Genomic DNA, 20,008 nt, shown 5'->3' with positions numbered 1-20,008 from the left:
ATACAGCACTATGGAAGAAAAGAAAAAAAAAGTAGTGGTGGCATTCAGCGGCGGACTGGACACATCGTTCACCGTCATGTACCTCGCTAAAGAAAAAGGTTACGAAGTATATGCAGCTTGTGCCAATACGGGCGGTTTCAGCGAAGAACAGCTGAAGACAAACGAAGAAAACGCCTACAAACTGGGAGCAGTGAAATATGTAACATTGGACGTTACTCAGGAATACTACGAAAAGAGTCTGAAATATATGGTTTTCGGAAATGTGCTGCGTAATGGTACTTACCCGATCTCCGTCAGCTCGGAACGTATCTTCCAGGCGTTGGCCATCGCACGTTATGCCAACGAAATCGGTGCGGATGCCATTGCCCACGGTTCTACCGGAGCAGGTAACGACCAGATTCGTTTTGACATGACTTTCCTTGTACTGGCTCCGAATGTAGAAATCATCACGCTGACCCGTGATATGGCATTGAGCCGTCAGGAAGAAATCGACTATCTGAACAAACATGGTTTCAGTGCAGACTTTACCAAGCTGAAATACTCTTATAACGTAGGTTTGTGGGGTACATCCATCTGTGGTGGCGAAATCCTCGACTCCGCACAGGGATTACCGGAAACAGCCTATCTGAAACATGTGGAAAAAGAAGGCAGCGAACAACTCCGTCTCACTTTCGAAAAGGGAGAACTGAAAGCTGTCAACGACGAAACATTCGACGATCCGATCAAAGCGATACAAAAAGTAGAAGAAATCGGTGCGGCATACGGTATCGGACGCGATATGCACGTAGGCGATACGATTATCGGTATCAAAGGCCGTGTAGGTTTCGAAGCAGCAGCTCCGATGTTGATTATCGGTGCCCACCGCTTCCTCGAGAAATACACATTGAGCAAATGGCAGCAATACTGGAAAGATCAGGTAGCCAACTGGTACGGAATGTTCCTCCACGAAAGCCAGTATCTCGAACCGGTAATGCGTGATATCGAAGCTATGCTTCAGGAAAGCCAACGTAACGTTAACGGTACGGCAATCCTCGAACTCCGTCCGCTTTCTTTCTCTACCGTTGGCGTAGAATCGGAAGATGACCTCGTGAAAACGAAGTTTGGCGAATATGGCGAGATGCAGAAAGGCTGGACAGCCGAAGATGCGAAAGGCTTTATTAAGGTGACTTCTACTCCGCTACGTGTTTACTACAATAACCATAAAGACGAAGAGATATGATTAAAGCAGGAATCATTGGTGGCGCAGGATATACAGCAGGCGAATTAATCCGTCTGCTGCTCAACCATCCGGAAACTGAAATCGTATTTATCAACAGCAGCAGTAATGCCGGAAACAAAATTACCGACGTACACGAAGGACTATACGGAGAAACAGACCTGAGATTTACCGACCAGTTACCCCTGGACGCTATCGACGTGCTTTTCTTCTGTACTGCCCACGGCGACACGAAGAAATTTATGGAAAGCCACAACGTGCCGGAAGATTTGAAGATCATCGACCTCTCGATGGATTATCGTATCAAGAGTGACGATCATGATTTCATCTATGGTCTGCCGGAACTGAACCGCCGTGCTACCTGTACGGCGAAGCATGTAGCCAATCCCGGTTGTTTTGCCACCTGCATCCAGCTAGGTTTGCTTCCGCTGGCCAAGAATCTGATGTTAACAGACGATGTTTCAGTTAATGCTATCACCGGAAGTACCGGTGCCGGCGTGAAACCCGGTGCTACCAGTCATTTCAGCTGGCGTAACAATAACATCAGCATCTACAAGGCATTCGATCATCAGCATGTGCCGGAAATCAAGCAATCACTGAAACAGCTGCAAAACAGCTTCGATTCAGAGATCGACTTTATCCCTTATCGGGGCGATTTCCCACGCGGCATCTTTGCCACTCTTGTCGTGAAAACCAAAGTAGCACTCGAAGAGATCATTCGCATGTACGAAGAATATTATGCCAAAGACTCCTTCGTTCATATCGTAGATAAGAATATAGACTTGAAACAAGTCGTAAATACAAATAAATGTCTGATACACCTGGAGAAACATGGTGACAAACTATTGATTATCTCCTGCATCGACAACTTGCTGAAGGGCGCCAGCGGACAGGCAGTTCATAACATGAACCTGATGTTCAACCTGGAAGAAACCGTAGGATTACGGCTGAAACCTTCCGCTTTCTAAAAACAGAAGAATTATGAAATTATTCGACGTATATCCTTTATATAACATCAATATAGTCAAAGGACAAGGCTGTAAGGTATGGGATGAGAATGGTACGGAATATCTGGACCTTTACGGAGGTCATGCCGTCATTTCCATCGGACATGCGCATCCCCACTATGTGGAGATGATCAGCAATCAGGTAGCAACCCTTGGTTTCTATTCAAATTCGGTGATCAATAAGCTGCAACAACAGGTAGCGGAACGACTGGGAAAAATCTCCGGTTACGAAGACTATTCCCTGTTTCTGATCAACAGCGGAGCCGAAGCCAATGAGAATGCGCTGAAGCTGGCTTCTTTCTATAACGGACGTACCAAAGTAGTGTCCTTCAGCAAGGCTTTCCACGGACGTACTTCGTTGGCAGTAGAGGCTACGAACAATCCTTCCATCATTGCTCCGATCAATAACAACGGACATGTGACCTATCTTCCCTTGAATGATATCGAGGCGATGAAACAGGAACTGGCAAAAGGAGACGTATGCGCTGTTATCATCGAAGGAATACAAGGAGTGGGCGGTATCAAAATACCGACTACCGAATTCATGCAGGAACTTCGCAACGCTTGTACCGAAACCGGAACGATCCTGATTCTGGACGAAATACAGAGCGGATACGGTCGCAGCGGTAAATTCTTTGCTCACCAATACAATCATATCCAGCCGGATATTATCACTGTAGCCAAAGGTATCGGTAACGGATTCCCGATGGCAGGTGTACTGATCAGTCCGATGTTCAAACCCGTCTACGGACAATTGGGAACTACATTCGGAGGAAATCACCTGGCATGCTCGGCAGCTCTTGCCGTAATGGATGTGATTGAACAGGACCATCTGGTGGAAAATGCCGCTAAAGTCGGTAATTACCTGCTGGAAGAACTCAAGAAATTTCCGCAAATCAAAGAAGTACGCGGACGCGGGTTGATGATCGGACTCGAATTTGAAGAACCGATCAAAGAACTGCGCAGCCGCCTCATCTATGATGAGCATGTATTTACGGGAGCAAGCGGTACAAACGTACTTCGTCTGTTACCCCCTCTCTGCCTCAGCATGGAGGAAGCGGACGAATTCCTTGCCCGCTTCAAGAGAGTACTCTGATCGCTCATTTGATTAATAAACAGCCGACAAAAAAGCAGCCTCATACAGAAATATTTTTCTTATCCGGGCTGCTTTTTGTTTTTTCGCAATTTACCGTTACCTTTGTCTGTAAGAATCCATAAAAAATAAGCGCATATGAAAATAGCTATTATCGGTGCAGGAAACATGGGTGGTTCTATAGCCCGCGGCCTGGCAAAAGGAAGTCTGATAGCAGACTCAGATATCATTGTATCCAATCCCAGCGCAGGCAAACTGGAAAAGCTGAAAGAAGAATTTCCGGGCATCTCCACAACTCAGAATAACGCAGAAGCTGCTGCAGGAGCAGATATTGTCATTTTGGCGGTCAAGCCATGGTTCATGGAACCGGTGATGCGTGAGCTGAAGCTAAAGAGCAGACAAACTCTCGTCTCTGTAGCAGCCGGCATTAGCTTTGAAGAGCTTGCACACTTTGTGATAGCACCCGAAATGCCGATGTTCCGCCTCATCCCCAACACTGCCATCAGCGAACTGGAAAGCATGACGCTTATCGCAGCACGCAACACAAACGATGAGCAAAACCAGTTCATGCTCCGGCTGTTCAATGAAATGGGAATGTCTATGCTCATCCCCGAAGAAAAGATAGCAGCTACCACGGCACTGACTTCCTGCGGCATCGCTTATGTATTGAAATACATCCAGGCTGCCATGCAAGCCGGTATCGAAATGGGCATCCGTCCTAAAGATGCCATGGAGATGGTAGCCCAGTCTGTCAAAGGAGCCGCCGCATTAATTCTGAATAATGATACTCATCCCAGCGTGGAAATAGACAAGGTGACCACTCCGGGCGGAATCACCATCAAAGGAATCAACGAACTGGAGCACAACGGATTTACTTCCGCCGTTATCAAGGCGATGAAGGCATCCAAATAATACCGCAAAATTATTAATTATAAAAAATAACCACTTGTATGAATGATCAAATTAAACAAATCGCAGAGCGTCTTCGCGGATTACGTGACGTACTGGAACTAACGTCTGAAGACATCGCCCGCGACTGTGACATATCTGCCGAGGAATACCGGCTCGCAGAGACAGGAGATTACGACATTTCCGTCAGCATGTTACAAAAGATAGCCCGCACCTATAACATTGCACTGGATGCACTGATGTTTGGCGAAGAACCGAAAATGAGCAGTTACTTTGTCACCCGTGCCGGCAAAGGCACGAGCATCGAACGCACCAGAGCCTACAAATACCAATCACTGGCAGCCGGTTTTATGAATCGCACAGCCGATCCGTTCATCGTTACTGTCGAACCCAAAGGAGACGACGAGCCTATTCATTACAACCACCACAACGGACAAGAGTTTAATCTTGTGCTCGAAGGGCGTATGCTTATCAACATTGAAGGTAAGGAAATTATCCTGAACCAAGGTGACAGTATCTATTTCAACTCAAAACTTCCACATGGCATGAAAGCGCTCGATGGCAAAACGGTACGTTTTCTGGCAGTAATTATGTAATAACATTATGGTAGAAAGATTTTTAGCAAAGACTAACTTTGCCTCACAAGAGGATTTTATCAAGAACCTGAAAATAAATGTTCCGGAGAACTTCAACTTCGGTTACGATGTAGTAGATGCCTGGGCAGCCGAACAACCCGACAAGAATGCCTTACTCTGGACCAATGACCGGGGCGAAAGCCGCCAGTTCTCTTTCGCCGACATGAAACGCTATACGGACATGACGGCTTCTTACTTCCAGAGCCTCGGCATCGGTCGCGGAGATATGGTGATGCTGATTCTGAAACGCCGCTACGAGTTCTGGTACAGCACCATCGCCTTGCATAAGCTGGGAGCCACAGTTATTCCTGCAACCCACCTGCTGACAAAGAAAGATATCATCTACCGCTGCAACGCCGCCGACATCAAAATGATTGTAGCTGCCGGTGAAGGAATCGTATTGCAACACATCAAAGATGCTCTTCCTGAGTGTCCGAGCGTAGAAAAGTTAGTCAGTGTAGGTCCGGAAGTTCCGGAAGGATTCGAAGATTTCCATCAGGGCATCGAGAACGCTGCTCCATTCGTCCGTCCGAGACATGCCAATACGAATGATGACATCTCACTGATGTACTTCACCTCCGGTACTACCGGTGAACCTAAAATGGTAGCGCATGACTTTACCTATCCGTTAGGTCATATCGTTACCGGTAGCTTCTGGCACAATCTGGACGAGAACAGTCTCCATCTCACCATCGCCGATACCGGTTGGGGAAAAGCAGTATGGGGCAAACTCTACGGACAGTGGATTGCCGGAGCAAACATCTTCGTTTACGACCATGAGAAGTTCACCCCCGCAGCTATTCTGGAAAAGATACAAGAGTATCAGGTGACTTCACTCTGTGCACCTCCTACTATCTTCCGTTTCCTTATTCATGAAGATCTGACCAAATATGATCTGTCCTCATTGCGGTATTGCACCATCGCCGGAGAAGCTCTGAACCCTGCCGTATTCGAGACTTTCAAGAAACTGACAGGCATCAAGCTGATGGAAGGCTTCGGACAGACTGAGACGACATTGACAGTAGCTACCATGCCTTGGATGGAACCGAAACCGGGAAGTATGGGATTGCCCAATCCACAATATGACGTGGACCTGATAGACAACGAAGGCCGCTCTGTAGAAGCGGGAGAACAAGGTCAGATCGTAATCCGCACCAGCAAAGGCAAACCTCTCGGACTCTTCAAAGAATACTATCGCGACGCGGAACGTACACACGAAGCCTGGCATGACGGCATTTACTACACAGGTGACGTTGCATGGAAAGACGAAGACGGCTATTTGTGGTTTGTAGGACGCGCAGACGATGTAATCAAGAGTTCCGGTTACCGCATCGGTCCTTTCGAAGTAGAAAGCGCTTTGATGACACACCCTGCCGTGATAGAATGTGCTATTACCGGAGTGCCCGACGAGATTCGCGGACAGGTAGTGAAAGCAACTATCGTATTGTCTAAAGACTATAAAGCACGCGCCGGAGAAGAATTGATCAAAGAATTGCAGAACCATGTTAAGAAAGTGACTGCACCTTATAAATATCCGCGTGTGATTGAGTTCGTTGACGAACTGCCAAAGACGATCAGCGGTAAGATTCGCCGCGTGGAGATTCGCAAGAACGACGAGAAATAAGCAAAAAACAGCCGACTCATCGATAAAATCCTCCTTATCTGTTCTCTCAAACAGCATAAGGAGGATTTCTTTTGGTACCAATACTACAAACTGATCAATTTATGCTAAAATCAGACCAATGCATCATTTCTATACTTTTATGACTCAAAATTGCTCTCATATATAATTTTCCCTTCTTATATTTGCCGACAGTAAAAACCAAAACACAAAAGAATATGATTACAAGTAGAAAGATTTCTCAGGTCAATGTTTTTGCTGGTAGTCCCTGGGAGGTGGCCAGTGTGAAGAGTCTTCTGAAAGCAGCGTATATCGAGGCTTCAATGAAAGACAATGGATTGAAAGGTATACTCGTTTCGGTTCCGTGCGAATACTATACCGCAGCAATGCGTGTGATTAATAGCAGAAAGGTTTTATAGGTCTTAGGTTAACATATAGGATAAAAACCGGTTACGATAGGAGATCGTGACCGGCTTTTTCAGTTTCCGGTCTTATTCGCGTACAAAGGTTTCCCTAAATAGATAATTAACATCATCAGCAGCATCTAATTTTTCCCATACTAATTGTGTGGAACTGAGCTGAGTGATTCGGTAGAAACTTATTCCTACTGCTATGAGCTGTTGTTCGTGATCATAAACATATTCGGTTAATCTCGGTCCATAATCAGAATTTGCTTCTGTATAGGTGCAAACACCTTTTTCATTAAAATGATAGTAAACTTGTCTACCATCCGGACACCTATTATAAGTTCCCCGAACGACCTCCCCAGTTATTGGGTTGGTCATTGCATATTCTCCTTTTTCTAATATCCATTTACCGACAATGGACTGAGCAGTAATGTCGTCGTCATCATCATCACCGCATGCAGATAGCGTGAAACTGCATAAAACAATGGCAACAAAAGCTACTAATTGCCCAGTTTGTCTAAGTAATCCCTTTTTAGTTTTCATTTCTTTTGGGTCCTTGGGTTAACAATACTCTGTAAATATAAGAATAATTGTTTTCATTGTAACTGATTAAGTGTTCTTTTTTATTTTCAATTATCATTTCTCTTCATCATTCTTCATTTCCGCACATTTATGCATTAATTCGTATATCACAATTCGTATTATCTACATAATGATTAAATATAGATTTCTATTGTCATCTGTCAGCTTTTCACATATAACAGTCTTATAATAAACAGATTACCTCATGATAATAAGCCCTGACAATAAGCTGACAATAGCAATAGTACCATTTTACTGTCAAGCATATGGAGTGAGGGAAATTTCCGATATACCTCACATTAAAGCGTATCAATATATTTTTTGCTATCACTTGGTTCTGTCATTCAGACGAATACCAATGAGAAATGGTCAGCTATGTCATTCAGACGACTGCAAGGAGTAAGAATCTACTCTTTTGTGCGCACAAGAGAAGAGCCTTCATTTCACACTGTCACCAACATCTCTCCTTTCGTTGTTTCCCGTTCAAGTATCCATATGGTTTGTGACAAGCTAACAGAACGGTTGTGCCACCTACGGAAACGATTGTGCCAAACCTCTGAAATGGTTGTGCAAAGCGCTTGGCACAGTTGTGCCACTGCGATGGCACAGTCGTGCCAAAGGCGTGGCACAAGCATGCCAAAGGCGTGGCACAAGCAAAGCATACCTTCTACTCCTCGTCCGCTATACTTTCCCTGCCCTTCAGACCGCACTATTGTAAAAGATAAAGACCGCGCGAAATTTCTCAATAATAAAAGCGCAAACGCTTGTTTCACCGGCATATTATCCGTACCTTCGATGCCTGATACAAACAAAATTAAATCAAGAAAAATCAAAATAGAAAAATGAAGATTACACAAATCAGGGAGAGCAGAGAAAACGGAGATACGGAAGCGTTAAGCGTGATGGATATCAACCTACTGATAGAGAAAATGAAGAAAGAGACTAAACTCCGTCCGGTATCCGGCCTACGCGAAGCCCTGCATTTTGTCTTACCCGGTGAACCTTGCTCAGCTGCCCACAAATTGCCCAGAATAATTCCTGCCGCAGTCTTCGGACGCGTAAACGGTGTGAAGAAAATGAAAACTTACAATGGTATCGTAGAATTAACGGTCGGTCCGCTGGCAGGAAAAGCAGAAATAGCCCTGGTAAAACGAAAAGCAGCGGAACTACCACAAACCATGCTGGCTTTTGCTGGTTCGAGCGATAAAAGCGTCAAAATCTGGACTCGCTTCACCCGTCCGGACGGTAAGTTACCCCAGACAGCGGAAGAAGCTGAAATATTTCAGGCGCACGCTTACCGACTCGCCATTAAATGTTATCAGCCGCAAATCCCCTTCAACCTTCTGCTGAAAGAACCGAAACTTGAACAATACTCACGCCTCAGCTATGATCCCGACCTGTTTTATCGTCCCGATCCTGTCCCATTCTATTTATCACAGCCCGTCAGCATGCCCGGCGAAACGACATACAGGGAAAAGACGATTGCCGAAAGTTCTCCCCTCAACCGCACTGTACCGGGATATGCCACGCAAGATGCGATAGCATTGCTATACGAAGCCGCTGTGCGAAAGACATTCGAAGAACTGGAAGTGGAATGGCATTGGAATGACGATCCTCAGGCATTAGTCGTCCGTCTGGCGGAAAACTGTTTTCATTCGGGAATACCGCAAGAAGAAGTGACACGGCGCACTCTCACCCGCTTCTACAAGTTAAACGATGCCATGCTGCTGCGCGAAATGATCAAAAATGTATATCAGGAATGCAAAGGATTCAACCGGAAAGACTGTCTGACTAAAGAACAACGCCTTAACCTGCAAATGGAAGAGTTTATGGAACGCCGCTATGAGTTCCGGCACAATACGCAGATCGGAGAAGTGGAATACCGCGAACGCGTCTCCTTCCGTTTCAACTTCAGCGCCATTGACAAACGGGCACAGAACAGTATCATGCTCGATGCCCAATCCGAAGGGATCGCAGTGTGGGACAGGGATATAGACCGCTATCTGCATTCGAACCGGGTACCTGTCTACAATCCTTTGGAGGAATTTATGTTCAGCCTGCCCCGTTGGGACGGAAAAGACCACATTCTGGCACTGGCAAGCAGAGTGCCTTGCAAAAATCCTTATTGGGGAATGCTTTTCCACCGTTGGTTTCTGAATATGGTGGCTCACTGGCGTGGAATAGGTCAGAAACACGCTAATAGCACATCTCCTCTATTGGTAGGCATGCAAGGAACCCATAAATCTACATTTTGCCGGGAGCTTATACCACCCGCACTTCGCGCCTACTACACAGACAGCATTGATTTCAGCCGTAAACGGGATGCAGAACTATATCTGAACCGCTTTGCTCTGATCAACATCGATGAGTTTGATCAGGTGACTCTTACTCAACAGGGATTTTTAAAGCATATCCTCCAGAAACCTGTAGTCAACTTGCGAAAGCCCCACGGCAGTTTGGTACAGGAATTACAGCGGTATGCCTCCTTTATCGGCACGAGCAACCAAAAAGACCTGCTGACTGATCCTTCAGGAAGCCGTCGTTTTATCTGCGTCGAAGTGACAGGAGTCATTGACACCACCCAACCGATAGACTATGAGCAACTCTACGCACAGGCAATGCATGAGATTTATCACGGCGAACGCTACTGGTTCGACAGCGAAGACGAAAAAATCATGACGGAAAACAACCGCGAATTTGAGCAAACTCCTGCTATTCTTCAATTATTCCACCAATACTTCAAAGGAGCCCAAAAGGAAGGCGAGGGAGAATATCTGTCACCAATGGAAATACTCAACTACTTGCAGAAAAAGAGTAGCATACCCCTGTCTTCCAGCAAAGTATATCACTTTGGAAGACTTCTGCAAAAATGCGGTATACCCTCCAAGCATACTTACAAAGGGACTCTTTATCAAGTAGTCAAACTGGAATAACAGCATGATACGGCTGACAATAGAATGGACAATTGTTATTGTCAGCCGTATTATCAGGGGGTATTGTCAGGAGATAATTATCTTATTTATAATAGTTTGCCTACTAAAAGCTGACAGATGACAATAAAACATCGGTTTTAATCACTATGAATAAGATATTGAACGCCCTGCTGCGAAAGGTCTTTTTCTAACCTTAGCCCACATTATTTTTATAAAAGGCTCTAATTTTATTGAATTCCCTCACTAACAGAGCGCTAGATTTCAAAAAGAAACTTAACTTTGCACCCGAGTTTTATAAAAAGAGACTGAATTAGTAACTAAAAAGATTAAACCGCATGAAAATTAAGACTTTAATAGCCTGTTTCATACTTGCATGTGCAGCATCTTCCTGTATACAGGATGAAGCGCTAAACTCAGAAGCAGCCATTGATGCCTGTACAGGTGATGATGTGCAACAAGCAACTATTGATTCTGAGAACTTTACCATTCAATTATACGTTTCCAAAGCTGCTGAACTGGCAAATGTAAATATTAATTTCCAGCTTCCTGCAGGAGCGACTATTGCCCCCACCACTCCACAAAGCGGTGATAATGCGGCTAGCGCTTTGTACAATTTTAAAAATGAAAATCCAAGAAAGTTCAAAGTTACTTCGGAAGATAAAGCTTTTGAATCAACTTATGAAATTACACTTTGGCAGACTGAAATGCCCGACACATATCATTTCGAGAAACTAAGTTCGGAGAATCCTTTCCATGTATTCTATGAACGGGATAACAATGAAGGAACAGATGGAAAATACGTCATCCGCCGTATGGAATGGGCAAGTGGAAATCCCGGATACAATCTGACGGCAATGGCAAAAAATCCGAATGAATATCCTACCGTACAAGTAAGCGGAGGATATACCAGTAGCAGTGGTGGCAAATGCGTGAAACTGGAAACAAAGAGCACCGGAAGTTTCGGAGCAATGGTAGGAATGCATCTCGCAGCCGGCAACTTATTTATTGGATCGTTTGACAAGAATAATGCACTTAATGACGTAATGGGCTCCACTCATTTTGGTTTTCCTTTCTTCTACTATCCGGAAAAACTGGAAGGATGGTATAAATACAAAGCCGGTACACAATTCAGCGTCGGTGGAGAAATAGTATCAGACAGACAAGACCATTGCGATATTTATGGAGTGCTGTACGAAACGGATGATAACGTCAGTTTCCTTGACGGTTCTAACGCTTTGACTTCTCCTAACATTGTGATGTTAGCAAGAAAAGCGGCAGGCACCTATTGGCCTGAAGTCGATTCTTGGGCACCCTTCACGCTTAATTTCGAATTATTGCAAGGAAAAACAATCGATCCCGGCAAGCTGCTGGAGGGAAAATATAAACTGGCTATTGTATTCTCCTCTAGTGTAGACGGAGCTAAATTTGAAGGAGCAGTAGGAAGTACTCTTTATATTGATGAAGTAAAATTGACGTCTTCAGAACAGCAATAATAATTAATCAACTCATATGAAAATGAAAACAATCTATAAAATATTCTGCATCACTTGCCTCATCCTATCCTTATCACAGGTGGCAAATGCACAAAGTGAAAGAAACCAAGGCATCATATACTCCTATTTGCATGGATGGGAATATAGCATAAAAGCAGGATTCAGCATTGGTGGTACTGCACCGCTCCCACTGCCCAAAGAAATACGAAGCATTGACAGTTATGCACCCAGTATGGCAATTTCGATTGAAGGAAATGCCACCAAATGGTTTGATGAACAAAAGAAATGGGGAATGACAGTAGGCATAAGACTGGAAAATAAAAATATGACTACAGAAGCTACCGTAAAAAACTACGGTATGAAGATTTTCAATACAAACGGTGGTGAACTAAAAGGTCTGTGGACAGGTGGAGTAAAAACGAAAGTCAAAAACTCATACCTCACTGTTCCCGTATTGGCTAATTATAAAATCAGCAGTCGTTGGAAAGTTTCCGCAGGACCATATGTTTCCTATCTGATCGAACGTAACTTCTCTGGCCATGTATACGAAGGGCACTTGCGTAGCCCGAACGAAACCGGATCAAGAGTAAACTTCGAAGGCGAAAGTATTGCTACATACGATTTCTCCGATAATCTGCGCAAATTTCAATGGGGAATGCAATTAGGCGGTGAATGGAGAGCATTCAAACATTTAAATGTATATGCTGATCTGACATGGGGACTGAATGATATCTTCAAGAAGGATTTTGATACGATCTCTTTTGCTATGTATCCTATTTACCTGAATATAGGGTTCGGATATGCGTTTTAATGAAGAATTACAAATTATTCTGAGCCAAGAAAATAACCTCAAGTTATCTTGATGAAGTTATTAAAGACAGTGAACATTTATCGTTCATCATTCGGGGAATGCAAGTGTAGTTATTTCTTCCTTGAAGGAATATAATTCTAGAATATATTATGCAATCTCCTGCTATGATAGACATTATTCGAAAAGGTGACGAAGAAGCAAAGAATAGTAGCGGCACTCCTACAAATATTGAGGATTTATGGAAATAAGACTACTCGCACAGTTTTCAAGCATTTTATACAAACAAGAAAACGGGATTCATGAAAGAATCCCGTTTTTATATACCTTGTATAGATACTATACAAATATACCTCATATTCAGAAATTACTTCTTAGTACCAGAGAACTGAACTACTATTTTCAGTACAGAGAAAGGAATATCAATATCTAACTTAATATCATTTCCTGTTATTGTACCCTTCAAAGTTACAGGAATACCTGCTTCTGACAATCCAGGTCCCATCCATTGATCAATGCCAGCCTGATCACCAGCTTCAATTTTAAGTTTATCTACTTTTTTAGTAAACGTATAGTTACCATTACTGCCTACTAAATCAATATCAGTAATTTTAATATTTCCAATAGGCATAACCTGACCAGCTTCACCACTAGCACCTGCCTGAAGAATAAAGTTCTTCAATAAGAAATTAATCTTACCTTCAGTCGGACTAGTCAGTTCAATATTCTGCGACGAAGATATCGGTCCTTGACCGTTGATAGTAACTCCTAGATTTCCAGCATAAGTACCAGCTACATTTGCCTTGTTATCATCGTTTTCATCATCGTCACCACAAGAAGTAAACAAACTAACTGAACAAATCAGTATAAACAAATACAATAAATTCTTCTTCATAATTTTCAAACATTTAGTAAATAAAAACCTTTTCAATATCCAAAAGTACAGTAAAGTAACTGCATTATTTTCATATTAACAAGATTTAGTCTTTATATTATGCAATCTTTTCTCCTAGAATAACTTATTTATTCTAAGAGAAAAGATCTAATATATTAAAAAGTAACTTCTAAATCATCCACATAAAGCACACTGCCCGGAGCACCACTAAACTTGTCTCCATCTTTACTTGAAGAGCAAACGATGGCAAGTTTATATTTTTTAGCAGGGTCAAAACTCTTACTAAACTTAAAGTCCACACTAAAGTCAGTATATTCAGCCTGTTCTTTACCATCTACTGAAGCAATTGCAACAATTTTATCAGAAGTCAATAAATTTGTACCGTCCAAGAAGTCGAAAGCATAGTTGTTTACCTCGTACAATACAGCATTCATAGCAGGCAAATCTTTTTTCGTATCATCTTTTTCAAAGATGTGAGCCTTAGAAGGATCAGGACAAGTATAATATGTTGCTCCAGCAGTAAACTTATAAGAGCCTTTGAAAGCAACAGGCTTTTTGAAACAAGGATAACCAAATTTTGTACTTTTTAAAGTATTAATTGGATCTACAACAAACGTTCCCGAAAATACAGAACCGGAAGTGACTTTAGGAACAGAAGTAATCCAAGCATCCATTCCTGTCGTATCTAATGATTCTAATCGAGCTGCTTTTCCTGTCTTACCATCTTCCGATACAACCACTGCATTTGTTTTCTCGGGAGCATAAAGATTTGGAAACATCCCCTTTATATAAGCAACCCCTTCATTAGAAGTAGCCCATCCTGCTCCTGGTTCATCAAATGATATTCCCATTGATGTTTTCTGCTCCCATTTCCCATCAAAATTAGAAGCAAATGAGAAATCCTGTACCAGTTCAGCAGTATTTACAGTATATGTAACAGACGTCTGTCCACTTTCTGCTGTCACTTTAAACTCTTGCTCTTTTGAAAAGTCTATTGCTGTACCTTTAACATAAGGTTCATTTTTATAATACAAAGTAGCACCTGAAGAAATCTCAAACTCTGGAACCAGCGATAATTGTTCATCGCTTGTACCTGCCTTTTTATAAATAACAATCTTAGCTTTGTTACTACTTACTTCACTAATTTCTGGCTGCAAAACAACAACATCACTATTAATTGTCATCTTTACAATAGCAGCATCAGTACGTTTATATGATCCGGTAAATACATATTCTGCTTTGTCAGTACCATCAGACATTGTCACATTTAAAGTCAACTGATTATCGACTATAGCACCTGAAACTACGAAATTGACTTTTTTATCATATTTACTTACTGCTGTAGCCTCTAAAAGTTCAATACCATTCTGTGTCTTTTGTATATCCATTGACTTTATTTCCAAATATTTTCCTTTATCACCAACAAAGTAAAATACTGTCGATGCTATGCCAATCTTATTATACCCTGCACGAACGATAGAAATACCTTTTACCGATGATTGTAGCAATTCAGGATCAATTTCAATACCAGTTAGTTTCAAATCTTCACGACTATACCAAGATGCAATTTCACCAGCAAAGTCTTTTGGTTCTGAGTTAATCTTATCACCAGTAAAAAGAACTTTTATATTCTTCTTCAATGTGGATGCATACACAGTAATATCCAGGTCTATTTTATTCGATACTTCTGTACCAACCAATGTAGCCTGTAATTCACCTAAAGTTGCATGATTAATAGTTACCTTTGTTTCCTTAAATTGAACGATTCCTTCAACATCCTCCACAGGTACATTAGAGAATGTGATATCTTCTACATTAAAAGGGTCTTTATCAGCTTCCAACTGAATAGAAAAATCTTTTAATTCAACTGAAACAACATTTCCAGCATCTTTAACATATATATGCTGTTTAGAAGTTCCCAAATCAGTTCCATCCAAAGACACTTCTAAATTACCACTATATGTCCCTGCTATCTGCTGGGCTAATGGAGTCTCCTCTCCCTTGCCATTATCATCATCATCATTACAAGCTGTAAATAAACTCATTGAGCAAATGAGCATCAATAAAAACAGTAAATTTTTCTTCATAATTCTCTAATTTAGTTATTACTCCATTTTATCACAAAATCGGATGCAAAGTAACATCTTTATTTTAACTACTACAAGGTCCATTCTTTGTATTTTATGATCTATTTTTAAGATACTAGAAGCTCTTTCTCATATTTTGGAGGCTTTCTAAGTTTTAATATTCAGATTGAAGTATACAAATCAAATAGGCTGAACCCATAATTGAGTCCAGCCTATTCTATATTCTATACTATATCCTATTTTAAAGGAAGCTTATTTCATTATTCGCCAACGACCTCCAGTTCATCAACGATCAACGTACTATTAGCAGCTCCTCTAAACTTATCACCTTCCTTGCTTGAAGAACAAACGATAGCCAGTTTATACTCTTTAGTACTATCATAAACTTTATCAGGGAAGTATTCAAAAGTAAGTTCAAAAGCAGTCCATGCTTCTTTGTCCGTACCATCTTTCAAACGAGCTTCTGCTACACGATATTCTGAAGTATTGATGTCTACTCCCGTGAGAGTCACATCTTTGCCACTGGCATCTTTAGCCTCATACAATACCGCAGCAATAGAGCACTCATCTACGACATCAAGACCTTCCTCTACCGGTTTTTTAGAACCATCGATATAATTAGTTCCGGCTTTATATTTATATACACCTTTAAATAATTTAGGCTCCTTGTCATAAGCAATACCAAACTTCGTAGATTTTAAAGGCGCAAGCATATTAAGACTGAATACTCCTGTAAATAAAGAACCGGAAGTAATAGGTGCCAAACTACCTAAAGCATGTCCTCTGGAATCCAATGTTACCAATTTGGCAGCTCCACCATTGAAACCTTCAGTTTCTTTCATCACAGGATAGCCAACTTTGACAGCTGAAGATGATCCATTCAGCATTTTAGCACCACCATTAGAAGTAGCTAAGAATCCGGCAGGTTCCGGAGTCCAATAGTTATCATAACTGCTGCCTGCATCAAATTCTGACCATTCATCCAAAGAATATCTCATGATATTCTGAACACCTTCGATAGAAACTGTATATTTTCTTGAGGTCCCGTCTTCTGAAACCACTGTATAGACAACGCTTTTTCCACCGGAGAAATCCTGCGGAACACCACTTGCCGGAGTTACAGTAGCCTTTTCTGATACAGTGACAACAGGCACCAATGCCTTCAAATCATCAGCAGTAGCTTCGTCATTTACCTTAAATGTAATAACACTCTTTTCTTCGTCGATAATCGGTGCTACTGTCACAACCTCATTGTCGATAGTAAAACCTGTTATTTTTGCCTCTGAGTTTTCACTTCCTGACAGTTTAGTTCCTTTATAGTTAACCTTCACCTTCATTCCGCCTTCTACATCTACATCAATTACCATTTCAACAGCATTCTTACCAACTGTACCCGAAACGGATGTATTGCATGAACCCACAACAAGACTCAATGTTTGATTACCAGCAAACTTATAAGTGTCACCGCTTTTTGTCAAAGCACAATTATCGACAGTAATATCACCAATGAGAAGTTCGGAACCCGCAACGGTAATAGTAAAGTTCTTCAATTCCAGCTTAACAGCAGTATCCGAAGCCTTTGAAATATAAACTTTCTGAACCATATCAGAAGTAATAGGAGTAGATACACCCACATAATATACATCCATTGTTCCCTTATATGCACCTGCAAGTTCACTGTCAACCGGATATTTCACGTCATCATCGTCGTCACCACAACTTGTGAATAGACTTACTGAACAAATAAGCATGAACAAATACAACAATCTTTTCTTCATAATCTTCATAGTTAATTATTAATTCTTTTTTATCACATAAAATCATGCAAAGTAAAAGATTTAAATTAACCATCACAAGTGCCATTCTTGGCATTATATGTTCCATTCTTAATATATTAAATAATGATATTATAAATACGCAGAATTATTAGTCCCAATATCAATATTCCATTCATAAGTAAGAAGAAAAAACGGAAGATTGCTACCACATAAAAGAACATCTTTTTTTTCATACAAAATCCAAAGCATATTATAATTTGCAGGTCAACATAAGACACCCTTCTGACGTGCTGGAAAAGACATTATCATAATGTTTATATCGCGTAGTCCGCGTATAATTCATATAAGCTCCGGTCAGATACACTCCTTTTCGTAGCTTGACATCCAAGCGTAACCCGGTGGCATGAAGAATTGCCGTTGAACGGTCTCCTTGTGCATTCAGCGTTTTCGGATTATAATTTTCCCAATCCATATTGTTAGGATATCCTTTCCAGGTAAACATATGATAGACATCGTAAGTAGTAGATGCCGAAAACTTATCTTTCTTATAGATGAAATTAAACCCGACTTTCGTACTATACCGCTTGCCAGGTTATAATTGCGCTCCTCCACCCTGTAATAATCACTGAGAGCACCTCCGAGAAGAATCCCATTCAGATGAGCATATCCGTCTATATCCCAACGTTTAAGCAGTTTACGCTTATAGATAAATCCGGCACCAAACGAAGCCGGCGTACAAAACTTATAAGGAGTTTTTGCCGAAACGCTCGATATGGTGTCCGAATCATAGTAGTCAAAATGCTGATAAAGCCCCAAACTCAGATAGTGCTTTTTATTATCGACCAGTTCTCTGCCTGCCAGCCGTCCCACAATATTCAACTGTCCCAATATCGGTTGCGACTTCTGCACATTCAATTTTGCCTTCACAGAGAAATAATCATACGGCTTCCTGTCATCCGCATCAAAACGATCTCCATATTCTACATCCAGTTCGGTGGCAAACCCGACACCCTTATCAAAGATTTCATCTTCCAATTCAAGCGCACGCACTCCCATAGAAATATCCACACTAACATCGGGCACACCAAATTGCTTGCCCGATGTTAAGCGTCTTTTCCAGGCATCTCCGTTGATAATACGGGTAAGACCACGCATAGGAGAAACCACAAACGAGGCAAATTCCAGCCCAAAACGGGAAGCACCGGTCTTCCGGTCATCGAGAATAAGATCGGAAGTTCTATAGAACACTTCGCCCAATGCCATTCCGCCAATCGGTGTCGCTATGATATCGTTGGCAGAAGGATATTCACACTCCATAAACATCTCCCACATGAAACTCCCGCCGAAAGCATACAAGCCTGACTGCCAGTAATTATATCCATTCGAGCGGGCGGCATTGAAATACAGACTGCCATGATAAGGATGCATGAACATATTTGTACCCATGGCATCATTATCCCAGACAAAACCATGCTTAATATTTTCCTTGATTGTATGCATATCGATATAAGCAAAATCCGCTTTCCGGATGTAGCGGTCGAAAGCCCAGACGCCCATATTGACGCCAAACGCCATCGCTCCCGCACGGATTCCTCTCTTTTGAGAATAATAGAAAATATCCAGTGAATCAGCTGCCTTTGGGCTAGCAATCTGATGTCGTATAGCCAGTTGAGGATAGGCTAAACTAGTAAATATCAAAGATATAAACAGGAAAAATACTGACTTCTTCATGCCACAAACATAGATAAAAAAGTCGAGTTTTATATCTTATGACAGGAAGATTCCCTCTAATCGGACAATATTATTCTTTTTTTGACCAATGAGGTTTCTCCCGTTAAACATACAATTTGTATCTTTACACCATCCTTTAAAAAAATGCCAAAATGAATATTGAAGAGTTCAGAGAATACTGCTTATCACTCAATGGCGTCCATGAGAGGATGCCGTTTACCGATGTACCCGACCCATATAGCCGCGACGTACTCTGTTTTTATGTAGCAGATAAATGGTTCTGCTTTGTAAACATCGAAATATTCGACTTCTGCTGTATTAAATGTAATCCGACCGAATCACTGGAATTACAGGCTGCGTATCTGGGCATAAAGCCGGGATGGCACATGAATAAGAAATATTGGATCAGTGCCTACTTCAATCAGGACGTTCCGGACGAGAAGATACGGGAACTGGTACAGAAATCTTATGATATCGTTGTGAAAGGCTTGCCAAAGAAAGTACGGGAGGAGATTGTCTCAGCAGCCAAAGAATAAAAAAGCCTGTAAATCAAGGATCTACAGGCAATAAAGAATACTCGTACTCGAAGCGGGACTTGAACCCGCACAGCCGCAATGGCCAAAGGATTTTAAGTCCTTCGTGTCTACCATTCCACCATTCGAGCATCCTTTCAAAGAGAGCGGAAAACGAGACTCGAACTCGCGACCCTAACCTTGGCAAGGTTATGCTCTACCAACTGAGCTATTTCCGCGTTTTTTCAACGGGTGCAAAGATAAGGAGTTTACTTGTTTCTGCCAAACTTTCACACAAAAA

The 20,008-nt window shown here is 41.9% G+C and carries 15 protein-coding genes, 2 tRNA genes and 1 pseudogene; 11 read left to right on the top strand and 7 right to left on the bottom strand.

What is annotated here, in order from left to right:
* Positions 1 to 10: 10 nt before the first annotated feature.
* From HMPREF2794_RS12425 to HMPREF2794_RS12395, 7 genes are all read left to right on the top strand, one after another.
* On the top strand, positions 11 to 1,219 hold the full coding sequence (locus HMPREF2794_RS12425; RefSeq protein ID WP_010536407.1) for an argininosuccinate synthase: 1,209 nt from the start codon (positions 11 to 13) through the stop codon (positions 1,217 to 1,219).
* The gene (argC, locus tag HMPREF2794_RS12420; RefSeq protein ID WP_010536406.1) at positions 1,216 to 2,184 is read left to right on the top strand and encodes an N-acetyl-gamma-glutamyl-phosphate reductase; all 969 of its coding nucleotides are present in this window, start codon (positions 1,216 to 1,218) and stop codon (positions 2,182 to 2,184) included. The genes HMPREF2794_RS12425 and argC overlap by 4 nt, the downstream gene beginning before the upstream one ends.
* 13 nt (positions 2,185 to 2,197) lie before the next feature.
* Complete coding sequence (locus HMPREF2794_RS12415) at positions 2,198 to 3,319, top strand: aspartate aminotransferase family protein (RefSeq protein ID WP_010536405.1); 1,122 nt, start codon at positions 2,198 to 2,200, stop codon at positions 3,317 to 3,319.
* A gap of 135 nt (positions 3,320 to 3,454) precedes the next feature.
* On the top strand, positions 3,455 to 4,228 hold the full coding sequence (gene proC / locus HMPREF2794_RS12410; RefSeq protein ID WP_010536404.1) for a pyrroline-5-carboxylate reductase: 774 nt from the start codon (positions 3,455 to 3,457) through the stop codon (positions 4,226 to 4,228).
* A 38-nt stretch (positions 4,229 to 4,266) separates the two neighbouring features.
* The gene (locus HMPREF2794_RS12405) at positions 4,267 to 4,821 is read left to right on the top strand and encodes a helix-turn-helix domain-containing protein (protein WP_010536403.1); all 555 of its coding nucleotides are present in this window, start codon (positions 4,267 to 4,269) and stop codon (positions 4,819 to 4,821) included.
* Between the two features lie 7 nt (positions 4,822 to 4,828).
* A complete protein-coding gene (locus HMPREF2794_RS12400) occupies positions 4,829 to 6,484 on the top strand; it encodes an AMP-binding protein (RefSeq protein ID WP_010536402.1) in 1,656 nt (551 codons plus the stop codon).
* A gap of 215 nt (positions 6,485 to 6,699) precedes the next feature.
* Positions 6,700 to 6,900 carry a DUF2007-related protein gene (locus HMPREF2794_RS12395; RefSeq protein WP_055269177.1) on the top strand — a complete coding sequence of 67 codons (201 nt, stop codon included), beginning with the start codon at positions 6,700 to 6,702 and terminating at the stop codon, positions 6,898 to 6,900.
* 72 nt (positions 6,901 to 6,972) lie between these two features.
* Here HMPREF2794_RS12395 and HMPREF2794_RS12390 read toward each other — a convergent pair whose 3' ends face one another.
* Entirely contained in the window at positions 6,973 to 7,431 is a 459-nt protein-coding gene (locus tag HMPREF2794_RS12390; RefSeq protein ID WP_055269157.1) for a hypothetical protein, read from the bottom strand.
* Positions 7,432 to 8,312: 881 nt separating this feature from the next.
* Here HMPREF2794_RS12390 and HMPREF2794_RS12380 point away from each other — a divergent pair.
* The 3 genes from HMPREF2794_RS12380 to HMPREF2794_RS12370 all read left to right on the top strand — a co-directional run bounded on the left by HMPREF2794_RS12380 (position 8,313) and on the right by HMPREF2794_RS12370 (position 12,707).
* A complete protein-coding gene (locus tag HMPREF2794_RS12380) occupies positions 8,313 to 10,403 on the top strand; it encodes a BT4734/BF3469 family protein (protein WP_010536398.1) in 2,091 nt (696 codons plus the stop codon).
* 335 nt (positions 10,404 to 10,738) lie between these two features.
* Entirely contained in the window at positions 10,739 to 11,896 is a 1,158-nt protein-coding gene (locus HMPREF2794_RS12375) for a PCMD domain-containing protein (RefSeq protein WP_070751608.1), read from the top strand.
* Between the two features lie 22 nt (positions 11,897 to 11,918).
* Positions 11,919 to 12,707: a porin family protein gene (locus HMPREF2794_RS12370; protein ID WP_070751637.1), complete on the top strand. Its 789-nt coding sequence runs from the start codon at positions 11,919 to 11,921 to the stop codon at positions 12,705 to 12,707.
* A 364-nt stretch (positions 12,708 to 13,071) separates the two neighbouring features.
* On the opposite strand, the gene HMPREF2794_RS12365 is transcribed toward HMPREF2794_RS12370, so the two are convergent.
* The 4 genes and pseudogenes from HMPREF2794_RS12365 to HMPREF2794_RS12350 form a co-directional block, all read right to left on the bottom strand.
* The gene (locus tag HMPREF2794_RS12365) at positions 13,072 to 13,599 is read right to left on the bottom strand and encodes a calycin-like domain-containing protein (protein WP_070751607.1); all 528 of its coding nucleotides are present in this window, start codon (positions 13,597 to 13,599) and stop codon (positions 13,072 to 13,074) included.
* 155 nt (positions 13,600 to 13,754) lie between these two features.
* Entirely contained in the window at positions 13,755 to 15,686 is a 1,932-nt protein-coding gene (locus HMPREF2794_RS12360; RefSeq protein WP_083312069.1) for a PCMD domain-containing protein, read from the bottom strand.
* 260 nt (positions 15,687 to 15,946) lie between these two features.
* Positions 15,947 to 17,464, bottom strand: a complete 1,518-nt coding sequence (locus HMPREF2794_RS12355) for a PCMD domain-containing protein (protein ID WP_081030780.1) — start codon at positions 17,462 to 17,464, stop codon at positions 15,947 to 15,949.
* 250 nt (positions 17,465 to 17,714) lie between these two features.
* Positions 17,715 to 19,195: pseudogene (locus HMPREF2794_RS12350) on the bottom strand (DUF3943 domain-containing protein).
* Between the two features lie 152 nt (positions 19,196 to 19,347).
* Between HMPREF2794_RS12350 and HMPREF2794_RS12345 the strand changes: the two are divergent.
* Positions 19,348 to 19,731 carry an MmcQ/YjbR family DNA-binding protein gene (locus HMPREF2794_RS12345; protein WP_070751605.1) on the top strand — a complete coding sequence of 128 codons (384 nt, stop codon included), beginning with the start codon at positions 19,348 to 19,350 and terminating at the stop codon, positions 19,729 to 19,731.
* Between the two features lie 44 nt (positions 19,732 to 19,775).
* Here HMPREF2794_RS12345 and HMPREF2794_RS12340 read toward each other — a convergent pair.
* Positions 19,776 to 19,859: transfer RNA gene (locus HMPREF2794_RS12340), tRNA-Leu, on the bottom strand.
* A 14-nt stretch (positions 19,860 to 19,873) separates the two neighbouring features.
* Positions 19,874 to 19,946, bottom strand: a tRNA-Gly gene (locus tag HMPREF2794_RS12335).
* Between the last annotated feature and the right edge of the window lie 62 nt (positions 19,947 to 20,008).

It is taken from the genome of Bacteroides sp. HMSC067B03, from assembly GCF_001811315.1.
Lineage (GTDB): Bacteria > Bacteroidota > Bacteroidia > Bacteroidales > Bacteroidaceae > Bacteroides > Bacteroides faecis.
The sequence above is the reverse complement of the archived record's forward strand: the minus strand, read 5'-3'. Positions and strand labels throughout refer to the sequence as shown.

Excerpts from the sequence above, each read along its gene's own strand:
- argC (WP_010536406.1), top strand. The coding sequence starts at position 1,216 with ATGATTAAAGCAGGAATCATTGGTGGCGCAGGATATACAGCAGGCGAA.
- HMPREF2794_RS12375 (WP_070751608.1), top strand. The coding sequence starts at position 10,739 with ATGAAAATTAAGACTTTAATAGCCTGTTTCATACTTGCATGTGCAGCA.
- proC (WP_010536404.1), top strand. The coding sequence starts at position 3,455 with ATGAAAATAGCTATTATCGGTGCAGGAAACATGGGTGGTTCTATAGCC.
- HMPREF2794_RS12415 (WP_010536405.1), top strand. The coding sequence starts at position 2,198 with ATGAAATTATTCGACGTATATCCTTTATATAACATCAATATAGTCAAA.
- HMPREF2794_RS12380 (WP_010536398.1), top strand. The coding sequence starts at position 8,313 with ATGAAGATTACACAAATCAGGGAGAGCAGAGAAAACGGAGATACGGAA.
- HMPREF2794_RS12395 (WP_055269177.1), top strand. The coding sequence starts at position 6,700 with ATGATTACAAGTAGAAAGATTTCTCAGGTCAATGTTTTTGCTGGTAGT.
- HMPREF2794_RS12365 (WP_070751607.1), bottom strand. The coding sequence starts at position 13,599 with ATGAAGAAGAATTTATTGTATTTGTTTATACTGATTTGTTCAGTTAGT.
- HMPREF2794_RS12390 (WP_055269157.1), bottom strand. The coding sequence starts at position 7,431 with ATGAAAACTAAAAAGGGATTACTTAGACAAACTGGGCAATTAGTAGCT.
- HMPREF2794_RS12425 (WP_010536407.1), top strand. The coding sequence starts at position 11 with ATGGAAGAAAAGAAAAAAAAAGTAGTGGTGGCATTCAGCGGCGGACTG.
- HMPREF2794_RS12345 (WP_070751605.1), top strand. The coding sequence starts at position 19,348 with ATGAATATTGAAGAGTTCAGAGAATACTGCTTATCACTCAATGGCGTC.
- HMPREF2794_RS12400 (WP_010536402.1), top strand. The coding sequence starts at position 4,829 with ATGGTAGAAAGATTTTTAGCAAAGACTAACTTTGCCTCACAAGAGGAT.
- HMPREF2794_RS12405 (WP_010536403.1), top strand. The coding sequence starts at position 4,267 with ATGAATGATCAAATTAAACAAATCGCAGAGCGTCTTCGCGGATTACGT.
- HMPREF2794_RS12355 (WP_081030780.1), bottom strand. The coding sequence starts at position 17,464 with ATGAAGAAAAGATTGTTGTATTTGTTCATGCTTATTTGTTCAGTAAGT.
- HMPREF2794_RS12360 (WP_083312069.1), bottom strand. The coding sequence starts at position 15,686 with ATGAAGAAAAATTTACTGTTTTTATTGATGCTCATTTGCTCAATGAGT.
- HMPREF2794_RS12370 (WP_070751637.1), top strand. The coding sequence starts at position 11,919 with ATGAAAACAATCTATAAAATATTCTGCATCACTTGCCTCATCCTATCC.